The 16,913-nt window shown below is 35.7% G+C and carries 16 protein-coding genes; 8 read left to right on the top strand and 8 right to left on the bottom strand.

Annotated features, from left to right (window positions below):
• Positions 1-675 carry a ZIP family metal transporter gene (locus ACIEHO_RS12075; protein ID WP_406972030.1) on the bottom strand — a complete coding sequence of 225 codons (675 nt, stop codon included), beginning with the start codon at positions 673-675 and terminating at the stop codon, positions 1-3.
• A 50-nt stretch (positions 676-725) separates the two neighbouring features.
• Complete coding sequence (locus tag ACIEHO_RS12070) at positions 726-1,457, bottom strand: class I SAM-dependent methyltransferase (protein ID WP_406972028.1); 732 nt, start codon at positions 1,455-1,457, stop codon at positions 726-728.
• 226 nt (positions 1,458-1,683) lie between these two features.
• Between ACIEHO_RS12070 and ACIEHO_RS12065 the strand changes: the two genes are divergently transcribed.
• Positions 1,684-2,841 carry a THUMP domain-containing class I SAM-dependent RNA methyltransferase gene (locus ACIEHO_RS12065; RefSeq protein WP_406972026.1) on the top strand — a complete coding sequence of 386 codons (1,158 nt, stop codon included), beginning with the start codon at positions 1,684-1,686 and terminating at the stop codon, positions 2,839-2,841.
• A 19-nt stretch (positions 2,842-2,860) separates the two neighbouring features.
• Here the strand turns inward: ACIEHO_RS12065 and ACIEHO_RS12060 are convergent, their stop codons facing one another.
• The 3 genes from ACIEHO_RS12060 to ACIEHO_RS12050 form a co-directional block, all read right to left on the bottom strand.
• Positions 2,861-3,052 (bottom strand): hypothetical protein, encoded by a 192-nt coding sequence (locus ACIEHO_RS12060; protein WP_406972024.1) that lies wholly within the window; start codon positions 3,050-3,052, stop codon positions 2,861-2,863.
• Between the two features lie 159 nt (positions 3,053-3,211).
• Positions 3,212-3,508 (bottom strand): Bor family protein, encoded by a 297-nt coding sequence (locus ACIEHO_RS12055; RefSeq protein WP_406972022.1) that lies wholly within the window; start codon positions 3,506-3,508, stop codon positions 3,212-3,214.
• Between the two features lie 284 nt (positions 3,509-3,792).
• A complete protein-coding gene (locus tag ACIEHO_RS12050) occupies positions 3,793-4,581 on the bottom strand; it encodes a cation transporter (protein WP_406972020.1) in 789 nt (262 codons plus the stop codon).
• 345 nt (positions 4,582-4,926) lie between these two features.
• Here ACIEHO_RS12050 and ACIEHO_RS12045 point away from each other — a divergent pair, with 345 nt between their 5' ends.
• Together ACIEHO_RS12045 and ACIEHO_RS12040 are read left to right on the top strand one after the other, a co-directional pair.
• On the top strand, positions 4,927-6,699 hold the full coding sequence (locus tag ACIEHO_RS12045; protein WP_406972018.1) for an ABC transporter ATP-binding protein: 1,773 nt from the start codon (positions 4,927-4,929) through the stop codon (positions 6,697-6,699).
• Between the two features lie 117 nt (positions 6,700-6,816).
• Entirely contained in the window at positions 6,817-7,335 is a 519-nt protein-coding gene (locus ACIEHO_RS12040) for a DinB family protein (protein ID WP_406972016.1), read from the top strand.
• A 29-nt stretch (positions 7,336-7,364) separates the two neighbouring features.
• Here ACIEHO_RS12040 and ACIEHO_RS12035 read toward each other — a convergent pair whose 3' ends face one another.
• Positions 7,365-8,573: a multidrug effflux MFS transporter gene (locus ACIEHO_RS12035; protein WP_406972014.1), complete on the bottom strand. Its 1,209-nt coding sequence runs from the start codon at positions 8,571-8,573 to the stop codon at positions 7,365-7,367.
• A 99-nt stretch (positions 8,574-8,672) separates the two neighbouring features.
• On the opposite strand from ACIEHO_RS12035, the gene ACIEHO_RS12030 reads away from it, so the two are divergent.
• From ACIEHO_RS12030 to ACIEHO_RS12010, 5 genes are all read left to right on the top strand, one after another.
• Positions 8,673-9,257 carry a Crp/Fnr family transcriptional regulator gene (locus ACIEHO_RS12030; protein WP_406972012.1) on the top strand — a complete coding sequence of 195 codons (585 nt, stop codon included), beginning with the start codon at positions 8,673-8,675 and terminating at the stop codon, positions 9,255-9,257.
• A 102-nt stretch (positions 9,258-9,359) separates the two neighbouring features.
• The gene (locus ACIEHO_RS12025; RefSeq protein ID WP_406972010.1) at positions 9,360-9,938 is read left to right on the top strand and encodes a YceI family protein; all 579 of its coding nucleotides are present in this window, start codon (positions 9,360-9,362) and stop codon (positions 9,936-9,938) included.
• A 119-nt stretch (positions 9,939-10,057) separates the two neighbouring features.
• Entirely contained in the window at positions 10,058-11,092 is a 1,035-nt protein-coding gene (locus ACIEHO_RS12020; protein ID WP_406972008.1) for a zinc-binding metallopeptidase family protein, read from the top strand.
• Between the two features lie 173 nt (positions 11,093-11,265).
• Positions 11,266-11,907, top strand: coding sequence for an acyloxyacyl hydrolase (locus ACIEHO_RS12015; RefSeq protein WP_406972006.1), 642 nt, complete (start codon positions 11,266-11,268; stop codon positions 11,905-11,907).
• Between the two features lie 143 nt (positions 11,908-12,050).
• A complete protein-coding gene (locus ACIEHO_RS12010) occupies positions 12,051-13,616 on the top strand; it encodes a helix-turn-helix transcriptional regulator (protein WP_406972004.1) in 1,566 nt (521 codons plus the stop codon).
• 301 nt (positions 13,617-13,917) lie between these two features.
• On the opposite strand, the gene ACIEHO_RS12005 is transcribed toward ACIEHO_RS12010, so the two are convergent.
• Positions 13,918-15,468: an acyl-CoA carboxylase subunit beta gene (locus ACIEHO_RS12005; protein ID WP_406972002.1), complete on the bottom strand. Its 1,551-nt coding sequence runs from the start codon at positions 15,466-15,468 to the stop codon at positions 13,918-13,920.
• Positions 15,469-15,473: 5 nt separating this feature from the next.
• Positions 15,474-16,913: an acetyl-CoA carboxylase biotin carboxylase subunit gene (gene accC / locus ACIEHO_RS12000; protein WP_406972000.1), complete on the bottom strand. Its 1,440-nt coding sequence runs from the start codon at positions 16,911-16,913 to the stop codon at positions 15,474-15,476.

The following is a 16,913-nucleotide window of genomic DNA, read 5'->3' as shown; positions in this document are numbered from 1 at the left end:
TTAAATCAAATAAGCGATACCAACGCCTAAAATAATCGAAATAAATTTCGACAAATTAAACTTATGGCCATCGCCACTTTCAAACAAAATGGTGGTAGAAATATGAAAAAAGATACCAATTACTACGGCATTGATGGCATGAACATATTGTTCGGTTAAATTTGAAGCATGCGCCACATAAGTACCCAAAGGAGTCATAAGGGCAAATACCAATAAAAATGCTGCAATTTGCATTCTGCTGTATTGGCTCTGCATTAAAAATAAGGTAATGATTAGCGCAATGGGGATTTTATGCACCAAAACTCCATAAACCATATCGTTGTGGTCGTGTATGGAAAAACCCTCTAAAAAGCTGTGTATGCATAAACTGATGAACAACAACCACGGAAAAACGGTTTCGTTTTTATGAATGTGCACATGCCCGTGCTCGGCGCCCTTAGAAAAGAGCTCTAAAATAATTTGCAGCAAAATACCAGACATAATCAAAAGACCGGTAAGTTTAGCCTCCAAATGATGATATACTTCGGGTAATAATTCAAAAAGCGTTAAGGCCAATAGAAAAGCCCCACTGAAAGAGAGTAGGAGCTTGGTATTCCAAGACTTTTGTTTTTTAGAGGCAAGGGCCAGTAAAAAACCAAGAACCACCGCCAATATGGGGAAAATAAATTTGTTCATTTAATTACACTATTCGTAGCAGCAAAAATAAACAACTGCCGGTTATCCTCCTATTTAAAAATCATCACTAAACGTTCCGAAGTTTTGGGGTTAAATTTTCGCAATTTATAATCGCCAAAAACATCCAGTAAATATACATCGGCTTCTTCAAACAGGCTCTCAAAATCCGCTAAAGTAAACGCACGTACCCGTTCCTGAAAATGATAATCTTTATCGCCTATGGTGAATGAGATATCCTTAATAATATAATCGCCTTTTACATAGCGCTTTAAATGGAACTCAATGTCATCCACCGTTTTAACTTCCTCTGGCACCAAATGGTCAATAACATACTCACTGTTCATAAAATCAATCACCCCAAAACCATGTTCGTTCAAATCGGCCTTAATGGCTTTAATGGTTTTTAGGTTGTCCTCGTCATACTCAAAATAGCCAAAACTGGTAAACAAGTTAAAAACGGCATCAAACTGCTTGTTATAGGGTAGGCACATATCATGCACATCAAAATGTAAGCGGTGGTTTTCAAACTTTTTGGCAAAGGCAATACTGTTTTCGCTTAAATCAACCCCGGTAACATCGTATCCAATTTTGTTTAAATACCTGGCGTGGCGTCCTTTTCCGCAGGCCAAATCCAAAATACGGCCATGCTCTGGGATATTCAAATAATCGGTAAGCGTTTCCATAAAGGCATGGGCCTCGCTATCATTTCTATCTTTGTATAAAATATGGTAGTACGGCGTGTCAAACCACGAAGTAAACCATGTAGACGTATTATTGATCATATATTTTTTTTGGGGTTACCCCCGAAAACTATTTCGGTGGTCAGGCTTTCCGCTGTATCTTTTTAAAATGTTAATTAGAAGATGGCTACGGCAAATAAAAATTTGCCTCGCAATACCATTTTCGTATTTTAAAAAGGATGCCGCTGCAATCCTTAACCCATTATCAGCTTTTGCTAGTGTTTAACCGCAAAATTACATTATTTTTGCAAGGTATCAGACTAAAAAAATGGAAGAAAATTTTAACATGGTGGCCAAAACCTTATTTGGCTTTGAAGATTTATTAGAAAACGAACTCAAGCAACTCGGAGCACAAAACATAAAAAAAGGCGTGCGAAACGTGTCGTTTGTTGGCGACAAAGGTTTTATGTACAAAGCTAATTTAAGCGTGCGCACCGCCATTAAAATTTTAAAGCCCATCCATTCTTTTTATGTCAACAACGAAAAAGACTTATACAATAAAATCTATGCCATGGAATGGGGCGAGTATTTAAAGCCCACAGGCAGTTTGGCTATTGATGCCACCATCCATTCGCATTTATTTACGCATTCGCTTTATATCGCCCAAAAAACAAAAGATGCCATTGTCGATAAATTTAGAGATACCGATGGACAGCGCCCCAATGTCGATTTAAAATTTCCAGACCTTAAAATAAACATACACATCGATAGAAACCGTTGTACGGTGTCGTTGGATTCGTCGGGCGATTCCCTACATAAACGTGGTTACAAAACCGCTACGAATATTGCGCCCATAAACGAGGTGTTGGCGGCCGGTTTGGTCATGCTTTCGGGGTGGGACGGCCAATCTGATTTTATGGACCCCATGTGCGGTAGTGGTACTATTTTAATTGAAGCCGCCATGTTAGCCTGTAACATACCGCCCAATTTAATGCGTAAAGAGTTTGCTTTTGAGCGTTGGCCCGATTGGGATGTCGATTTATTTGAAAAAATAGAAGAATCGCTGTTGAATAAAACCCGCGATTTCCACCATAAAATTATCGGCTACGATAAAGCCCCAAGTGCGGTGGCCAAGGCCAAAGAAAATGTAAGCAACGCCCAATTGGACGATTTTATTGAAATCAGTCATGAAGACTTCTTTAAGACCCAAAAAGGCGGGGAGGAGAAACTCCACATGGTATTTAACCCACCTTACGGAGAACGTTTAAATATCGATATGGAACAATTTTATGCCCATATTGGCGATACCTTAAAACAAAATTACCCGGGTACCGATGCTTGGTTTATTACCAGTAACCTTGATGCTTTAAAACATGTAGGCTTAAGGCCGTCCAGAAAAATCCAACTTTTTAATGCGAAGCTGGAATCCAGATTGGTAAAATATGTGATGTATGAGGGAAGTAAAAAGAAAAAGTATTCGAAGTAATAAGAATAATAAACTATTTTTACTCTTCCTTTTTTTGTTTTCTAGTTTTAAGAGCGACAAAAAGTGAAGCTAATAGTAATAACACTTTTCCAATTAAAGCGCCAAACCCAAAGTTACTTAGGTTGGAAATACCTAGCGATAAAATCTGAAAAATATTATAAACAAAAACAATTGAAGCTATTATTGAAACTATATGTAATAATCTTTTCATATGTATGATAAAAAGAGGCTGTCTAAAAAGTCTAAATTGAACTAATTTGTCACATTGAGCGCAGTCGAAATGCATTAAATATCAACATACTAATGTTTTCGACTGCGCTCAAACTGACAATGTTCAAGACTTTTTAGACAGCCTCTTTTATATTTTGAATTAATACTTTACAGTTGTGGTTGTTGGAGAATACAAGCCAAAAGTAATAGAGGAAACTAATCCGTTCACAAAAGAAAGTCTTGTGTGTACAGTATAGTTTTCAGAACCATTAGCCATCTGTTTAGAATCTGAAACGCCTACAGGAGCTAATCCTCCAATTAAATAGTGATTCCACTTTGTCACTTCATTGTTTCCTTGAGAACCTGAACCTACTACGCTTGTGTATGAGTAACAAGAAGTTAAAAGAATTGATGCTGCAAATGCAACAGATGTTAATTTAAGTGTTTTTTTAATCATTTTTTCTGTTTTAAAATAGTTAATTTTCACCAAAAATTATAATTAATCTATGGCAATTTTGAACAAATATAAAATTTATAACGTAAGAAAATAACTTAAACAAGGTGAATTTAGTAGTTTTTTTTAAGTAAAAAATTAATAATCTTGTAATCAAACATTTACAAAAATGTAATTTGCTTAAACTAAAAATGATATACTAACAAATCATTTAAAAGTAAAACGAAAATTTTTTAAATAAGCTGTTCTTTATTGTGTAAGCTATAAAAGAGATATTGGGGTTTACTTCACAACTTCAAAATACGTATACCCCCTTGTACCACCAAAACAAATACGATGGAACCTATAATCAAATCGGGCTTGTTAGAGTGTAACCAATTTACCAAAAGCCCTGCAGTAATCACTCCTAAATTGATAATAACATCGTTGGAGGTGAAAATCATACTGGCTTTCATATGGGCTTCTTCCTTACTTTTCGATTTCTGTAACAAGTAAAGGCAAATGCCATTGGCGATTAACGCCAATATGGAAACCACAATCATAGTAGTAAAATCAGGGAGTTTTTCTGCGCCAAAAAAGCGTCTTAAAACCTCTATAAACCCAATTACCGCAAGCGTGATTTGAAAATACCCAGCGAGCTTGGCAATGCGCTTTTTTAGCACCAAAGTACCACCAACAGCAAATAAACTTATGCCGTAAACAAACGAGTCGGCCAGCATATCTAGACTATCGGCCACCAAGCCCATCGATTTTGAGATTAAGCCCGTGCTCATTTCAATCAGGAAAAACACAAAATTAATAGCAAGAACGGTCCAAAGTAATGTTTTTTGATTTTTAGTCTCAGCAAAGGCGACAGTTTCGGTTTGTTCTGTAGAGCGCCTTTTACCGCCTAAATTCAGTTCGATAATGGCTTTTTCGATATGTTCCATTTGCCCATCGTGAAAAACAGCCAAGGTTCTATTGGGAATATCAAAGTCCAAATGTTTAATACTGGAGATGCCATCTAGTTTCATGCGGATTAAATTCTCTTCCGAAGGGCAGTCCATTTTGGTGATTTCAAATATGCTTTTTTCCATGAGTTCGGTGTTTAATAAAGTATAGGACTAGACTAATGAAATCCGTTGTACATTTTGAACATAAAGCTTAGTTTAGACGTCAGTTCGAGTGATTTTGAGGAACGAAAAATCGTATCGAGAACCGCTTGTTAGATAATTTTTTTTCGATATAAATTTCACTCATTCTGTCGTGAAATTCACTCGAATTGACGAATTTTATTAAAATGCACAACGGGTTATCAAATATACTTAAAGACTAACAAACAAAAATGTTTAACAACTTTTGGATTATAATTTCAGCCTATGGTGTTATTCAATACTCAGAATAACTAATTTAGCTGTTTGTTTATGTTTAAATAAATTAAGATGAAACACCTAAAGCCATCCATAGAAAATAAAGGCGATTCCAAATCTAAAGTTACCATGGCGCAGGCCTTTAAAACCATTATTTGGCCACGGCGTAACTTGGTATTTCTTGGCTTAATCCTTATCGTCATTAGAAGTTTAGCCGGTTTAGTATTACCTTGGCAGAGTAAGGTGTTGTTGGATGACGTGGTGCCGAGTAAAGACATCAGCCAAGTGTATACCTTAGTGGCCATCGTGCTTTCGGCGATATTGATACAAGCCGTGACCTCGTTTTCGCTTACACGAATTTTAAGCGTACAGGCCCAGTATTTAATTAGTGAATTGCGGGCACAGGTTCAGAAAAAAGTATTGTCGTTACCCATTAGTTTTTTCGATAATGCAAAATCGGGGGCTTTAGTTTCTCGTATTATGAGTGACGTTGAAGGTGTTCGAAACCTTATAGGAACCGGCTTGGTTCAGTTGGTTGGTGGATCTTTTACGGCCATCGTTTCATTGATTATTTTAATAAAAATAAACCCGTGGATGACGCTTTTTGTATTCGTGCCCCTATCCATTTTTGGGTATATCGCACTTCGGGCCTTTAAATATATTCGTCCGATTTTTAGAACCCGCGGTAAAATAAACGCCGAAGTAAAAGGTAGGCTCACCGAAACCTTAGCAGGTGTTCGCGTTATAAAAGCGTTTAATGCCGAAGCCCAAGAAAACCAAGTGTTCGAGGAAGGTGTCGATAAACTGTACCAAAATGTAAAGAAGAGTTTAACTGCTACGGCTTTTATGACTAGCTCTTCAACCTTTTTAATTGGTGTGGCCACCACAGGTATTATGGGTATTGGTGGCTATTATATGATGCAGGCCGAAATGACGACCGGTGATTTTCTATTTTTCACATTGATTTTAGGATTTATGATTGCGCCCATTGTACAAATGAGCAATATTGGTAGCCAGCTTACCGAGGCCTTAGCAGGATTGGACCGCACAGAAGAATTAATGAATATGGCTGCCGAAGCTGATGACACCGATAGAAATATTCAATTGGAAACTTTAAAAGGTGATATAGAATTTAACAATGTTTCGTTTGCTTATGAAACCGACAAAGATGTGATTCACAACATTAGTTTTAAAGCACCTGCTGGTTCTGTAACAGCCTTGGTGGGCAGTTCGGGCTCTGGAAAATCGACTATTGCGGGGCTGTCGGCTACGTTTTTAAACCCCAAATCAGGTAAGGTGACTATCGACAAGCAAGATTTGTCGCAAGTTAAGCTGGAGAGTTATCGTAAATATCTTGGTGTTGTTCTTCAGGATGAATTTTTATTTGAAGGTACCATAAGGGAAAATATTATGTTTCCAAGACCTAATGCATCAGAAGAAGAGCTTCAAAACGCTGTAAAAGCAGCATTCGTCAATGAATTTACCGATAGATTTGACAATGGATTGGAAACGCTTATTGGCGAACGCGGTGTTAAACTTTCTGGCGGACAGCGGCAACGTTTGGCCATTGCACGTGCTATATTGGCCAATCCGAAAATTATTATTTTAGATGAAGCCACGTCTAATTTAGATACGGAGAGTGAAGCCCTTATTCAAAAAAGTTTAGGACAACTCGTTAAAAATAGAACTACCATTGTTATCGCACATAGATTGAGTACCATCCGTAAAGCCGACCAGATTTTAGTGGTTGAAGCGGGCCGCATTGTTGAACGCGGTACACATGATGAACTTATCGCTTTAAATGGCAGGTATTACGATTTGTATACCTACCAAGCCAAGATTTAAAAAGATGTTTTTTTTCGAAGAAATACTTTTAATTTTAAATAAAACAAAAGCCAAACTCGTACTTAAAGGGCATAAATTCGTAACTTTATTAATCATGCTAAACTAAATAGATTGATTATGAAAATTACGGATATAAACCAATCGGAATATAGTGATTTTTACAAGACGTATTTGGATTTGATTCCCAAAGAAATCACTTTGCGTGAAGGCTTTAAAGAGGGTTTCAATAACGTTTCTAATTTCTTTCAAAATATTCCCATTATTAAATTGAACCATGCTTACGCCCATGAAAAATGGAATGTTAAAGAGGTTTTTCAGCATCTCATTGATACCGAGCGTATCTTTCAATACCGTTGCTTTTGCATAGCAAGGCAAGATAAAACGCCTTTTCCTGGGTTTGAACAAAATGATTATATAAAACCTTCAAATGCGAAAAATAAAAGTGTTGAGTCTCTTATGGCAGAATTTAAAACGGTACGCTTAAGTTTTATAACCCTGCTTGATTCTTTAAATGAAGAAGACTTAAGTTTAATAGGGAACGTAAGTGGAAATACAATGTCTGCAAGAGTCGCTGCTTTTATTGTTTTGGGGCATTACCAATGGCACATGGATATTATAAAAGAACGGTATTTATAAACTTTTTTTTAACGTTACAAAAAACAAATCTAAGCTAAATTCACAACGGGCTTACGTTTTTTTAGGTATATAAAAACGAGTAATGACAAGATTCCAAACACCGAAAAGCCTATAAACAAAGGTAAAACCGAAGACTCTACAAAACTACCGATATAATTGGCAATAGGTACAGCCAATACGGTCGATAAGAAACCATTTATAGCAGCGCCTATTCCCGCAATATGCCCCAAAGGCTGCATGGCCAATGCTCTTAAGTTACCAAAAAGGAAACCCACGGCAAAAAATTGCATCCCAAAAAAGGCTATTAGAATATGGATACTAGGGTTAATTCCAGACCAAAATAGTAATACATACAACACCGAAATTAGGGCATAAGCAATACAGGCAATAAATGCGATGCGGAGCATACCAAATCTAACAACTAGCTGACTGTTTAAAAATGTGGCCAGACCAATAGAAATGGCTAAACTAGCAAATATATAAGGAAACATTTCTGCCAGGTTATATTGTTCTTGAAATATTTGTTGCGAGGTACTTAAATACACCATAAAAGAACCTGTTATAAATCCAGAAATCAATGTAAACGCAATAGCATCGGTGTTTTTGAAAAACTCTTTGGTGCCGTCAATAAACAAACTCGACGAAAATTTAATGCGCTTTTCTTTATTCAATGTTTCAGGTTGTCTTAACCAGAACCAAACCATGATGATAACTCCAAAAATCAAGTTGAAATAGAATATAGACTCCCAATTGAAAAACTGCATCAAAAATTGCCCGAGTGTTGGCGCGATTACTGGTATCAAAAGAAAAAACATAACAATAAACGAAATGATTTTAGCCATATAATCACCACTAAATTCATCCCTAACCATCGATATACTTATTGTTCTAGCCGATGCCAATCCGAAACCCTGCAAGGTTCTGCCCACAATCATCCATTCGAAATTTTCTGTGGTAACGCAAATAATGCTCGCTATTATAAAAATTACAAAACCTGCATATACTAAAGGTTTTCTTCCAAAACTATCGGATAACGGCCCTAAAATCAACTGACCAAAACCAATACCTAAAAAAATCATGGTAATAAGCAATTGGTTATCGGCTGGGTTAGTAACGCCCAATGATGCTCCAATTTCAGGCAATGCAGGCAATAAGGCATCAATCGACAGGGCTACGATAGACATTAAAGACGCCATTAAGGCTACAAATTCAAACTTAAAATCTTGGGGTTTTTCCATGCCGCAAAATTACAGGAATAAAATTCTTAAAAAATCGATTAACCATTTATTAACACAATGCTATTATTACTAAATTTGATGAGAAACTAAAGCACCATAATGAACATAAAACCACTTTTAGATTATATTGGAAATCACGTAAGCTTAACTAGGGATGAAGAAACTTTTTTGGAATCTAAAGTCACTTACAGAAAATATTTAAAAGGGCAATATGTTATTCAACAAGGTGATATCTGTAAAATTGAGTGTTTTGTGGTTTCTGGCTGCACCAAAATGTTTCATATGGATGAGGAAGGGCAGGAGCACATCGTCATGTTTTCTATTGAAAACTGGTGGACTGGCGATATGGGCAGTTTCATTACCCAAACACCAGCCGATTTTAATGTGCAATGTGTTGAGAACACGGAATTGATTTTGTTTCATCACGATTCTATTGAAGAACTTTACACCAAAATACCAAAACTAGAGCGCTTTTTTAGACAAATCATAGAACGTGCCTTTGCATCCTCACAAAAGCGTATAATTAGAAATTTTAGCCTTCCGGCAAAAGACCGTTATCTATATTTTAAAAACCAATATCCTGATATAGAACAGCGTATTCCGCAGTATATGACAGCATCATATTTGGGCATTACCAAAGAATTCTTATCTAAAATTAAAAGTGAAATTGCATTGGAAGACTGAGATGTTAAACTAGATTAACATCATTTGTTAAACTACTTCATTTTATATGCCCTTTTTCTTCCTGATATTTGCATTGTAATTAAACAATAAATACAATATACAATGAAAAGTACAGTAAAAAAGATAGGATTAATAGCCATAATGGCATTTGCAGCATTTTCGTTTACCGAAATTGATGTCGTAAAAAAAGAAGTAAAAATCGAAGAAAGTAAATTGGTTTGGAAAGGTTATAAAGTAACCGGTTCTCACGAAGGAACTATTGAAATTAAATCAGGTACTTTGGCTTTTGAAGATGAAAAATTGGTAGGAGGGGAGTTTGTTATCGATATGACCACCATAAACTCAACAGATTTAGAAGGTGAATACAAAGGAAAACTTGATGGCCATTTAAAGTCTGATGATTTTTTTGGTGTTGAAAACCACCCAACAGCCAAATTGGTATTCAAAAAAGTAGTGTCTTCAGGGAAAAATGCCTACGACGTTACTGGTGATTTAACCATTAAGGGAAAAACAAATCCGGTCGATTTTACTATTTCAATATACGGAAGTAAAGCTACGGCATCTTTAAAAGTTGATAGATCAAAGTACGACGTCCGTTATGGTTCAACAAGCTTTTTTGATGGACTTAAAGACAAAGCCATTTACGATGAATTTGATTTGGTAGCAGATTTACAGTTCTAATATGATTGCTTAAAAAGAAAAATTAAGACTGATTAATAGCAACGAAGGCACCTTTTTTTAGGTGCTTTTTTTGTTTGTAGGATTTGAAAAGCGGAAACATAAAAATTTATCTTTGTGATATGAAGATTTTTAACTGCCCTAATTGTACTGCTACTATTTTCTTTGAAAACTCACAGTGCGTTAACTGCGGAAACACACTAGGCTATCATTTTGAGAGCGATAGGTTTGTTATTCCAAATAGGTATAACAACAACTTTAGCAATAATCTTAAGTTTTGTAGTAATCATAAATATGCCGTATGCAATTGGTTGATTGAAGATGACGGAAGCCAAACGATGTGCAAAGCATGCCAATTAAACAGACAAGTACCTGGGGAGAGTGACGTTGAAAATTTTAAAAAGTGGAAAAAATTGGAAATAGCCAAACACCGTTTGGTTTATCAACTTGCAAAATTGAATTTACCGTTAGAGTCAAAAATTAAAAATAGTGCTGGTATTGCATTTGATTTTTTATCGGTCAACAACAACAAAAATTTAATGACTGGTCATGCCGACGGGGTTATTACTATTTTGCTTTCTGAAGCAGACTCAGTACATAGAGAATTTTTGAAAAAGCAAATGGACGAACCTTATAGAACGTTGTTAGGACACTTTAGGCACGAAATTGGACATTACTACTGGTCATTATGTTTTGATTATAATGACGACATATACGAGTTCAGAAAATTGTTTGGAGACGAATACCAAGATTATAATCAGGCATTAAAATATTACTACAGCAATGGTGCACCAAATAATTGGAATCTCAGTTTTATTAGTAAATATTCAACTTCACACCCATGGGAAGATTGGGCCGAAACGTGGGCGCATTACCTTCATATTATGGATACCTTAGAAACAGGTTATGCCATAGGTGTTTCATTTTCATCAAATCAAACGCAAAACCAAGAAATAGATGCAACGCGGTGTGTAAATCCTTATCAAACCAATAGTTTTAATACTATTTTTGAAAGTAGCATAGCGTTAACATCGGCTGTTAACAGTTTGAATCGTTCCATGGGCTTACCAGATATTTACCCATTTGTGGTGCCAATACCAGTTTTTAATAAATTAAACTTCATTCATAATTTGTTGAAGAAGAAACGCGGTTGGTGATTTTTTTGACTTTTGCCATTTTCTTCTTTTAAGCCATTTTGTTTAATATTTAGATGATTTTCAATATCGTAGCCGATTTACAATTCTGTTATTTTGTTTTGCCATTTTTTTGTTGTGATTAATGTTATATTTGCCACTTCCTAATTCGTCCTAAACCAATAAGGTATAACAAAATGTTTTATAAGATAAGCGGTTCGTTCTTAATGCTGTGCATGGTTGTTTGTCTTCCTAGAGTTGGTTATTCACAAATAAAAAAGGAAAATATTAAAATTGGGTTTGCTTCAGGTGTTGGAACACAGAATAGGTACCCCTTTAATTTAAGTGATTACCAGAGCGACGTTTTATTCTATAAAGTACAGTTAAACTATATTTTAAAACAAAAACGCAGATGGGCTTTCGAAACACATGTTGAACCCAGTTATTATGTTGTCGAACACCAGCTTTTAAACAAATGGTTCATTAAAGAAGGGTACTATGATGATTATGAGGATAAAAGGGAATTGTTTATGCAAAAACGAACAATTAAAGAATATGTACTCAATTTTGGTTTTGCAGTGAGATATAAGATAGCGGGTAGTTTAAGTACTTATGCCATTGGTAGTATTGGCCCAATGATTTCAGACAAAGCCACAGAGCGACTGGCCAAAGGTTTTGCTTTTTCTGATGTGTTTGGTATAGGTATTTCTTATCAAATAAAATCATGGGAATTGGGATTTCGGTATTCCATAAGACACACCTCAAATTTAGATATGAAATATCCAAATAGCGGCCACAATACAACCAATACCGAGTTGTCTATTCTATACCAATTGTAAAGCTATTAATTCAAAAATATTATGTTTTTTATAAGATTTTAATTACTTATTTGTCAATAGCTAATATAAATGGTATATTTTCATTTACTTTGTAGGCGCTATTAACAATTAAAATGTTTAAAAATTCTTCCTCTCTAATTTTTATGCGCATTTTATTCTGTGCTTTTATTTCAGTCTGTTTTAGGGTGTCAGGACAAGAAGAAAACTATTATCGTTTTGTAGATTCAGCTGACATACAAATAGATTTCGATTCCAAAACCGCATTGGCGTTTCTAGATTCCATTCCAAAACCCTTAGATCAAAATATATCAGGAAGGTTGGCAGAGTACTACGCCATAAAAGTTTTGATACATGACGATTTTAAGGAGTATACTAAAATGCACCAGTGTAATTTATTAGCCCTTAAATACGCAAAAAAAGAAAAAAACTACAAAGAGGCGGGACAAGCTTGTTTAGATTTGTTTTCTAACTTATATTTTATTGATAAGGATTCTACTTTATTTAAATATTTAGATCAAGCTAAATATTATTATAAAAAGTGTGATTATAAACTTGGGCTTGTAGAAGTTGATCAAATGGTGGCTTATGCCAAATTTCTTGAAAGCAAACATGAAGATTGCAATAACATAATTCTAAAGAAGTTAGACGATTACAAAAAGGTTGTTGATGAAGATGCCTATTTTTATCTGTTCGCTAACTATATGCTTATCTCCAATTATCTTGTTCTTGATGATTTCGATTCTGCAAAACAATATTATAAAGAATTTAAATCCTTAAAAGGTAAACCTGGCGTAATCGATTATAATTATTACTCGTTTGACGTAGCGATAAATGTTACTATTGCAGATGTTTATGACCGTAGAAACCAGCCCGATTCGACCTTACATTATCTTAAGAAGTCAGACAAGTTCTTAAAATATATGGGTGAAGATGTACAAAGAGATTATTACGAACTCTATGCCAACGCTTATAAAATTAAAGGAGATATTGATATGTCAAAGGCCTATATAGATTCGTTGGCCGCTTTAAGGGATAAAATTTATAAAAATACTGTTGAGGCCAGTTTAATTATTAATGAGCCTTTTTTATCTGATGGGTCTTTATCAGGAGACGTAGCTAGTTTTTTTGAGATGAAAACAATGCTTTACTTTTTAGGGATTTTAGCCGCTATAAGTGTCATATATTTTCTGTTTTACAGAAAACAGAAGAAAAAAGTTATTGAGTACAGCAATGAATCAAGCAACTTTTCTTATTTAAAATCCAACAACGAAAAATTAACCGTTAAGGTTCAAGGATTAGAAGAATACATAAAAAAGTTAAAGGAAGAAGTTCGGGCTATTTCGACTACCAAAAATATAGATCAGCAAAAGGAACAAATTAAGGAGTTGTATAAAAACTTGCATATTAATTCATCTACTATATTGAATAAAGGCGATTCGCATTTGGAGTTGGTAAACGACCTTAATATCCAATTTTTTAAAGAGATTGAACAAAAGTATCCAGACCTTAATCAATCAGAAATAATATTATGTTACTATTTGTTTATGGGATTTAGCAATAAAGAAATAGCGGTCTTTCTAAATGTATCTATCAGGGCTGTAGAAAGCAGGCGATATCGAATTTCCAAGAAAATTAAATTCAATAAGAACAAAACGACACTTGTTGAACATCTTCAAAACACATTTCAAAACAGCAAGGCAGCTGATTAACTTATAAAATACCATTCACCTAATTTTATAAGGTTGCGTAGTATTTGCGTAGTTAAATTTTATGTCGTTTTAATTATGTTAAAGATATTTGTTTCAATGCTATTATCAATAAATTAATTGTGTTAAGCATTCGTTCTTTTTATGTTCAAATTAATATGATGACTGGGTTGGTTGTATCATATTAATTTTTAAAAAGAAAAGCTTAGTAGATTAATTAATTCAATCTTGCTATTAAATTTAGTTTTGATTAAAGGATAAAAAGGGATCTAAATGGATCCCTTTTTATTATTAAAGTTAGCTTTTAAAGCGGAATGTTACCATGTTTTCGTTTTGGTCTATCCACCATTTTGTTCTCTAATGACGCAAAAGCCTTTATAAGTTTTCTTCTTGTGTTTTTTGGTAGAATAATTTCATCGATAAAACCGCGTTGGGCAGCTCTATAGGGGTTAGCAAACGTTTCAGCATATTCAGCTTCCTTTTCAGCTAATTTCTCGTCTGGATTATCAGAATTGGCTATCTCTTTTCTGAAAATTATTTCACTCGCACCTTTTGCACCCATTACTGCAATTTCTGCTCCTGGCCATGCATAGTTATAATCGGCTCCAATGTGTTTGGAGTTCATTACATCATAAGCACCGCCATAAGCCTTTCTGGTGATTACCGTAACTCTAGGCACCGTAGCTTCACTTAAAGCATACAGTAGTTTTGCACCATGTACAATGATACCGTTCCATTCTTGGTCGGTGCCCGGTAAAAACCCAGGGACATCAACCAAAACAAGTAGTGGAATATTGAAACAATCACAAAACCGGGTAAAACGGGCAGCTTTTCTAGAGCTATTCACGCCTAAAACACCAGCAAACGCCATAGGCTGATTAGCAACAATACCAATACTTTGGCCTCCTAAACGTGCGAAACCAACAATAATACTTCCAGCAAAATCTTTATGGATTTCATAGAAAGAATTATCGTCAATAATTCCAGAAATAACTGCATGCATATCATAGGGCTTGTTTGGATTATCTGGAACAATATCTGATAAAACATCTCGTATTTCGTCTTGTAGATGAACCGCTTCTTTTTTTGATTTTTCAGTATTGTTTTGGGGTAAATAACTTAAAAGTTTTTTTACGTCATTCAAACATTCAACATCGTTTGCCGAAGTTTTATGGGCAACTCCAGATTTTGTGGCATGGGTTGATGCTCCACCTAGTTCTTCGCTGGTTACTTCTTCGTTTGTAACTGTTTTAACCACATTGGGGCCGGTTACGAACATATAGCTTGAATTTTCAACCATTAAAGTGAAATCGGTCATGGCAGGGGAGTATACCGCACCGCCGGCACAGGGTCCCATTATTGCTGAAATTTGTGGAATAACTCCCGACGCTTGTACATTTCTATAAAAGATATCTGCATAACCTCCAAGAGAACGAACGCCTTCTTGAATACGAGCGCCACCTGAATCATTTAGTCCAATAATGGGTGCACCAACTTTTACGGCCAAATCCATAACCTTACATATCTTCTCAGCATGCGTTTCAGAAAGCGAACCACCAAAAATCGTAAAATCTTGGGCATAAACATAAACCAACCGGCCATCAATGGTTCCGTGTCCAGTAACCACACCATCTCCGTAATATTTCTGATCGGCCATTCCAAAGTCTGTGGTCCGGTGGGTTACAAGTGCCCCAATCTCATCGAACGAACCTTCATCTAATAAATAATCAACGCGTTCGCGTGCCGTTAATTTTTTGTTGGCATGTTGCTTATCAATACGCTTTTGTCCACCACCCAAATGAGCTTGGGCTATTTTCTTATTCAATTTATCAATCTTATCTTGTTTTGATTCCATAATTATCAATGAGGTAAACGTAAAAGTTTTTGATCTTTTAAATAGTGTTTAAGTCCGATTAGAGCAGCCAATTTCGCTTTGTCTTGCATTTGCGCCTTTATAATTTCTGGAGAATAATGCTGTTTTACAAAATTGGTATCGAAATTCCCAGAACGAAAGGCTTCATGCTCAAAAACATACTTGCCGAATTGAAGCGTGGTTTCAACACCATCAACTTTATAATTATCGATGGCCTTAATCATCATTTGAATGGTTTCTTCTCGGGTTTTTCCATAAGTAATTAACTTAGAGAGCATAGGATCGTAATAAATAGGAACATCCATACCTTCTTCAAATCCATTATCGACACGGATGCCATGGCCTTCAGGAATTTTATATTTAGCCAAATGCCCCACACTAGGCAAAAAGTCGTTTAAAGGATCTTCGGCATAAACGCGTAACTCTATGGCATGACCGTTAATTTTTAAATCGTCTTGTTCAATGTTAAGTTTTTCACCTCGTGCCACTTTAATTTGAAGCTCAACTAAATCAGCTCCCGTAATCCATTCCGTTACAGGGTGTTCAACCTGAAGCCTCGTATTCATTTCCAGAAAGTAAAAATTGTGGTTTTCATCCAATAAAAACTCAACGGTTCCGGCACCTAAATAATCACAAGCTTTAGCTACTTTAATAGCTGCTTCACCCATTTCTTTTCGCAACTGGGGCGTTAATACTGATGAAGGAGCTTCTTCAACTACCTTTTGATGACGCCTTTGTATGCTACATTCACGTTCAAAAAAATGCAGAAAGTTTCCATGGCTATCGGCCATGACTTGAATTTCGATGTGTCGGGGAGAGGTGACATATTTTTCGATAAACACAGAACCATCTCCAAAAGCCGATTTTGCCTCACTTATCGCGCGATTCATTTGCGATTCTAAATCGCTTTCCTTTTCCACCACACGCATTCCCTTTCCGCCACCTCCAGCCGAAGCTTTTATTAAAATAGGAAAACCAATTTCTTTGGCTATTTGCTTCGCTTTTTTAACATCGGTGATGGCTTCATCTATTCCAGGAACCATAGGGATATTATAGTTTTTTACAGCTTCTTTGGCGGCTAACTTACTCCCCATGATTTTTATGGCTTTAGAACGTGGGCCAATAAATGTAAGGTTATTTTCTTCACACAATTCAGCAAAATGGGCGTTTTCGCTTAAAAAACCGTAGCCAGGATGAATGCCATCTACATTTAAGCTTTTGGCAACTTCAACTATTCTATCCCCGCGCAAATACGATTGGCTAGATGGCGCTTCGCCAATACAAACAGCTTGGTCTGCAAATTTAACGTGGGGTGCATTTCTATCAACAGTAGAATAAACGGCGACCGTTTTAATGCCCATCTTTTGGGCGGTTTTCATTACGCGTATAGCAATTTCACCTCGGTTGGCAACTAATAATTTTTTCAT

The organism is Flavisericum labens, assembly GCF_045446075.1.
Lineage (GTDB): Bacteria > Bacteroidota > Bacteroidia > Flavobacteriales > Flavobacteriaceae > Flavisericum > Flavisericum labens.
The sequence above is the reverse complement of the archived record's forward strand: the minus strand, read 5'-3'. Positions and strand labels throughout refer to the sequence as shown.

Excerpts from the sequence above, each read along its gene's own strand:
- ACIEHO_RS12075 (WP_406972030.1), bottom strand. The coding sequence starts at position 675 with ATGAACAAATTTATTTTCCCCATATTGGCGGTGGTTCTTGGTTTTTTA.
- ACIEHO_RS12070 (WP_406972028.1), bottom strand. The coding sequence starts at position 1,457 with ATGATCAATAATACGTCTACATGGTTTACTTCGTGGTTTGACACGCCG.
- ACIEHO_RS12065 (WP_406972026.1), top strand. The coding sequence starts at position 1,684 with ATGGAAGAAAATTTTAACATGGTGGCCAAAACCTTATTTGGCTTTGAA.
- ACIEHO_RS12060 (WP_406972024.1), bottom strand. The coding sequence starts at position 3,052 with ATGAAAAGATTATTACATATAGTTTCAATAATAGCTTCAATTGTTTTT.
- ACIEHO_RS12055 (WP_406972022.1), bottom strand. The coding sequence starts at position 3,508 with ATGATTAAAAAAACACTTAAATTAACATCTGTTGCATTTGCAGCATCA.
- ACIEHO_RS12050 (WP_406972020.1), bottom strand. The coding sequence starts at position 4,581 with ATGGAAAAAAGCATATTTGAAATCACCAAAATGGACTGCCCTTCGGAA.
- ACIEHO_RS12045 (WP_406972018.1), top strand. The coding sequence starts at position 4,927 with ATGAAACACCTAAAGCCATCCATAGAAAATAAAGGCGATTCCAAATCT.
- ACIEHO_RS12040 (WP_406972016.1), top strand. The coding sequence starts at position 6,817 with ATGAAAATTACGGATATAAACCAATCGGAATATAGTGATTTTTACAAG.
- ACIEHO_RS12035 (WP_406972014.1), bottom strand. The coding sequence starts at position 8,573 with ATGGAAAAACCCCAAGATTTTAAGTTTGAATTTGTAGCCTTAATGGCG.
- ACIEHO_RS12030 (WP_406972012.1), top strand. The coding sequence starts at position 8,673 with ATGAACATAAAACCACTTTTAGATTATATTGGAAATCACGTAAGCTTA.
- ACIEHO_RS12025 (WP_406972010.1), top strand. The coding sequence starts at position 9,360 with ATGAAAAGTACAGTAAAAAAGATAGGATTAATAGCCATAATGGCATTT.
- ACIEHO_RS12020 (WP_406972008.1), top strand. The coding sequence starts at position 10,058 with ATGAAGATTTTTAACTGCCCTAATTGTACTGCTACTATTTTCTTTGAA.
- ACIEHO_RS12015 (WP_406972006.1), top strand. The coding sequence starts at position 11,266 with ATGTTTTATAAGATAAGCGGTTCGTTCTTAATGCTGTGCATGGTTGTT.
- ACIEHO_RS12010 (WP_406972004.1), top strand. The coding sequence starts at position 12,051 with ATGCGCATTTTATTCTGTGCTTTTATTTCAGTCTGTTTTAGGGTGTCA.
- ACIEHO_RS12005 (WP_406972002.1), bottom strand. The coding sequence starts at position 15,468 with ATGGAATCAAAACAAGATAAGATTGATAAATTGAATAAGAAAATAGCC.
- accC (WP_406972000.1), bottom strand. The coding sequence starts at position 16,913 with ATGAAAAAATTATTAGTTGCCAACCGAGGTGAAATTGCTATACGCGTA.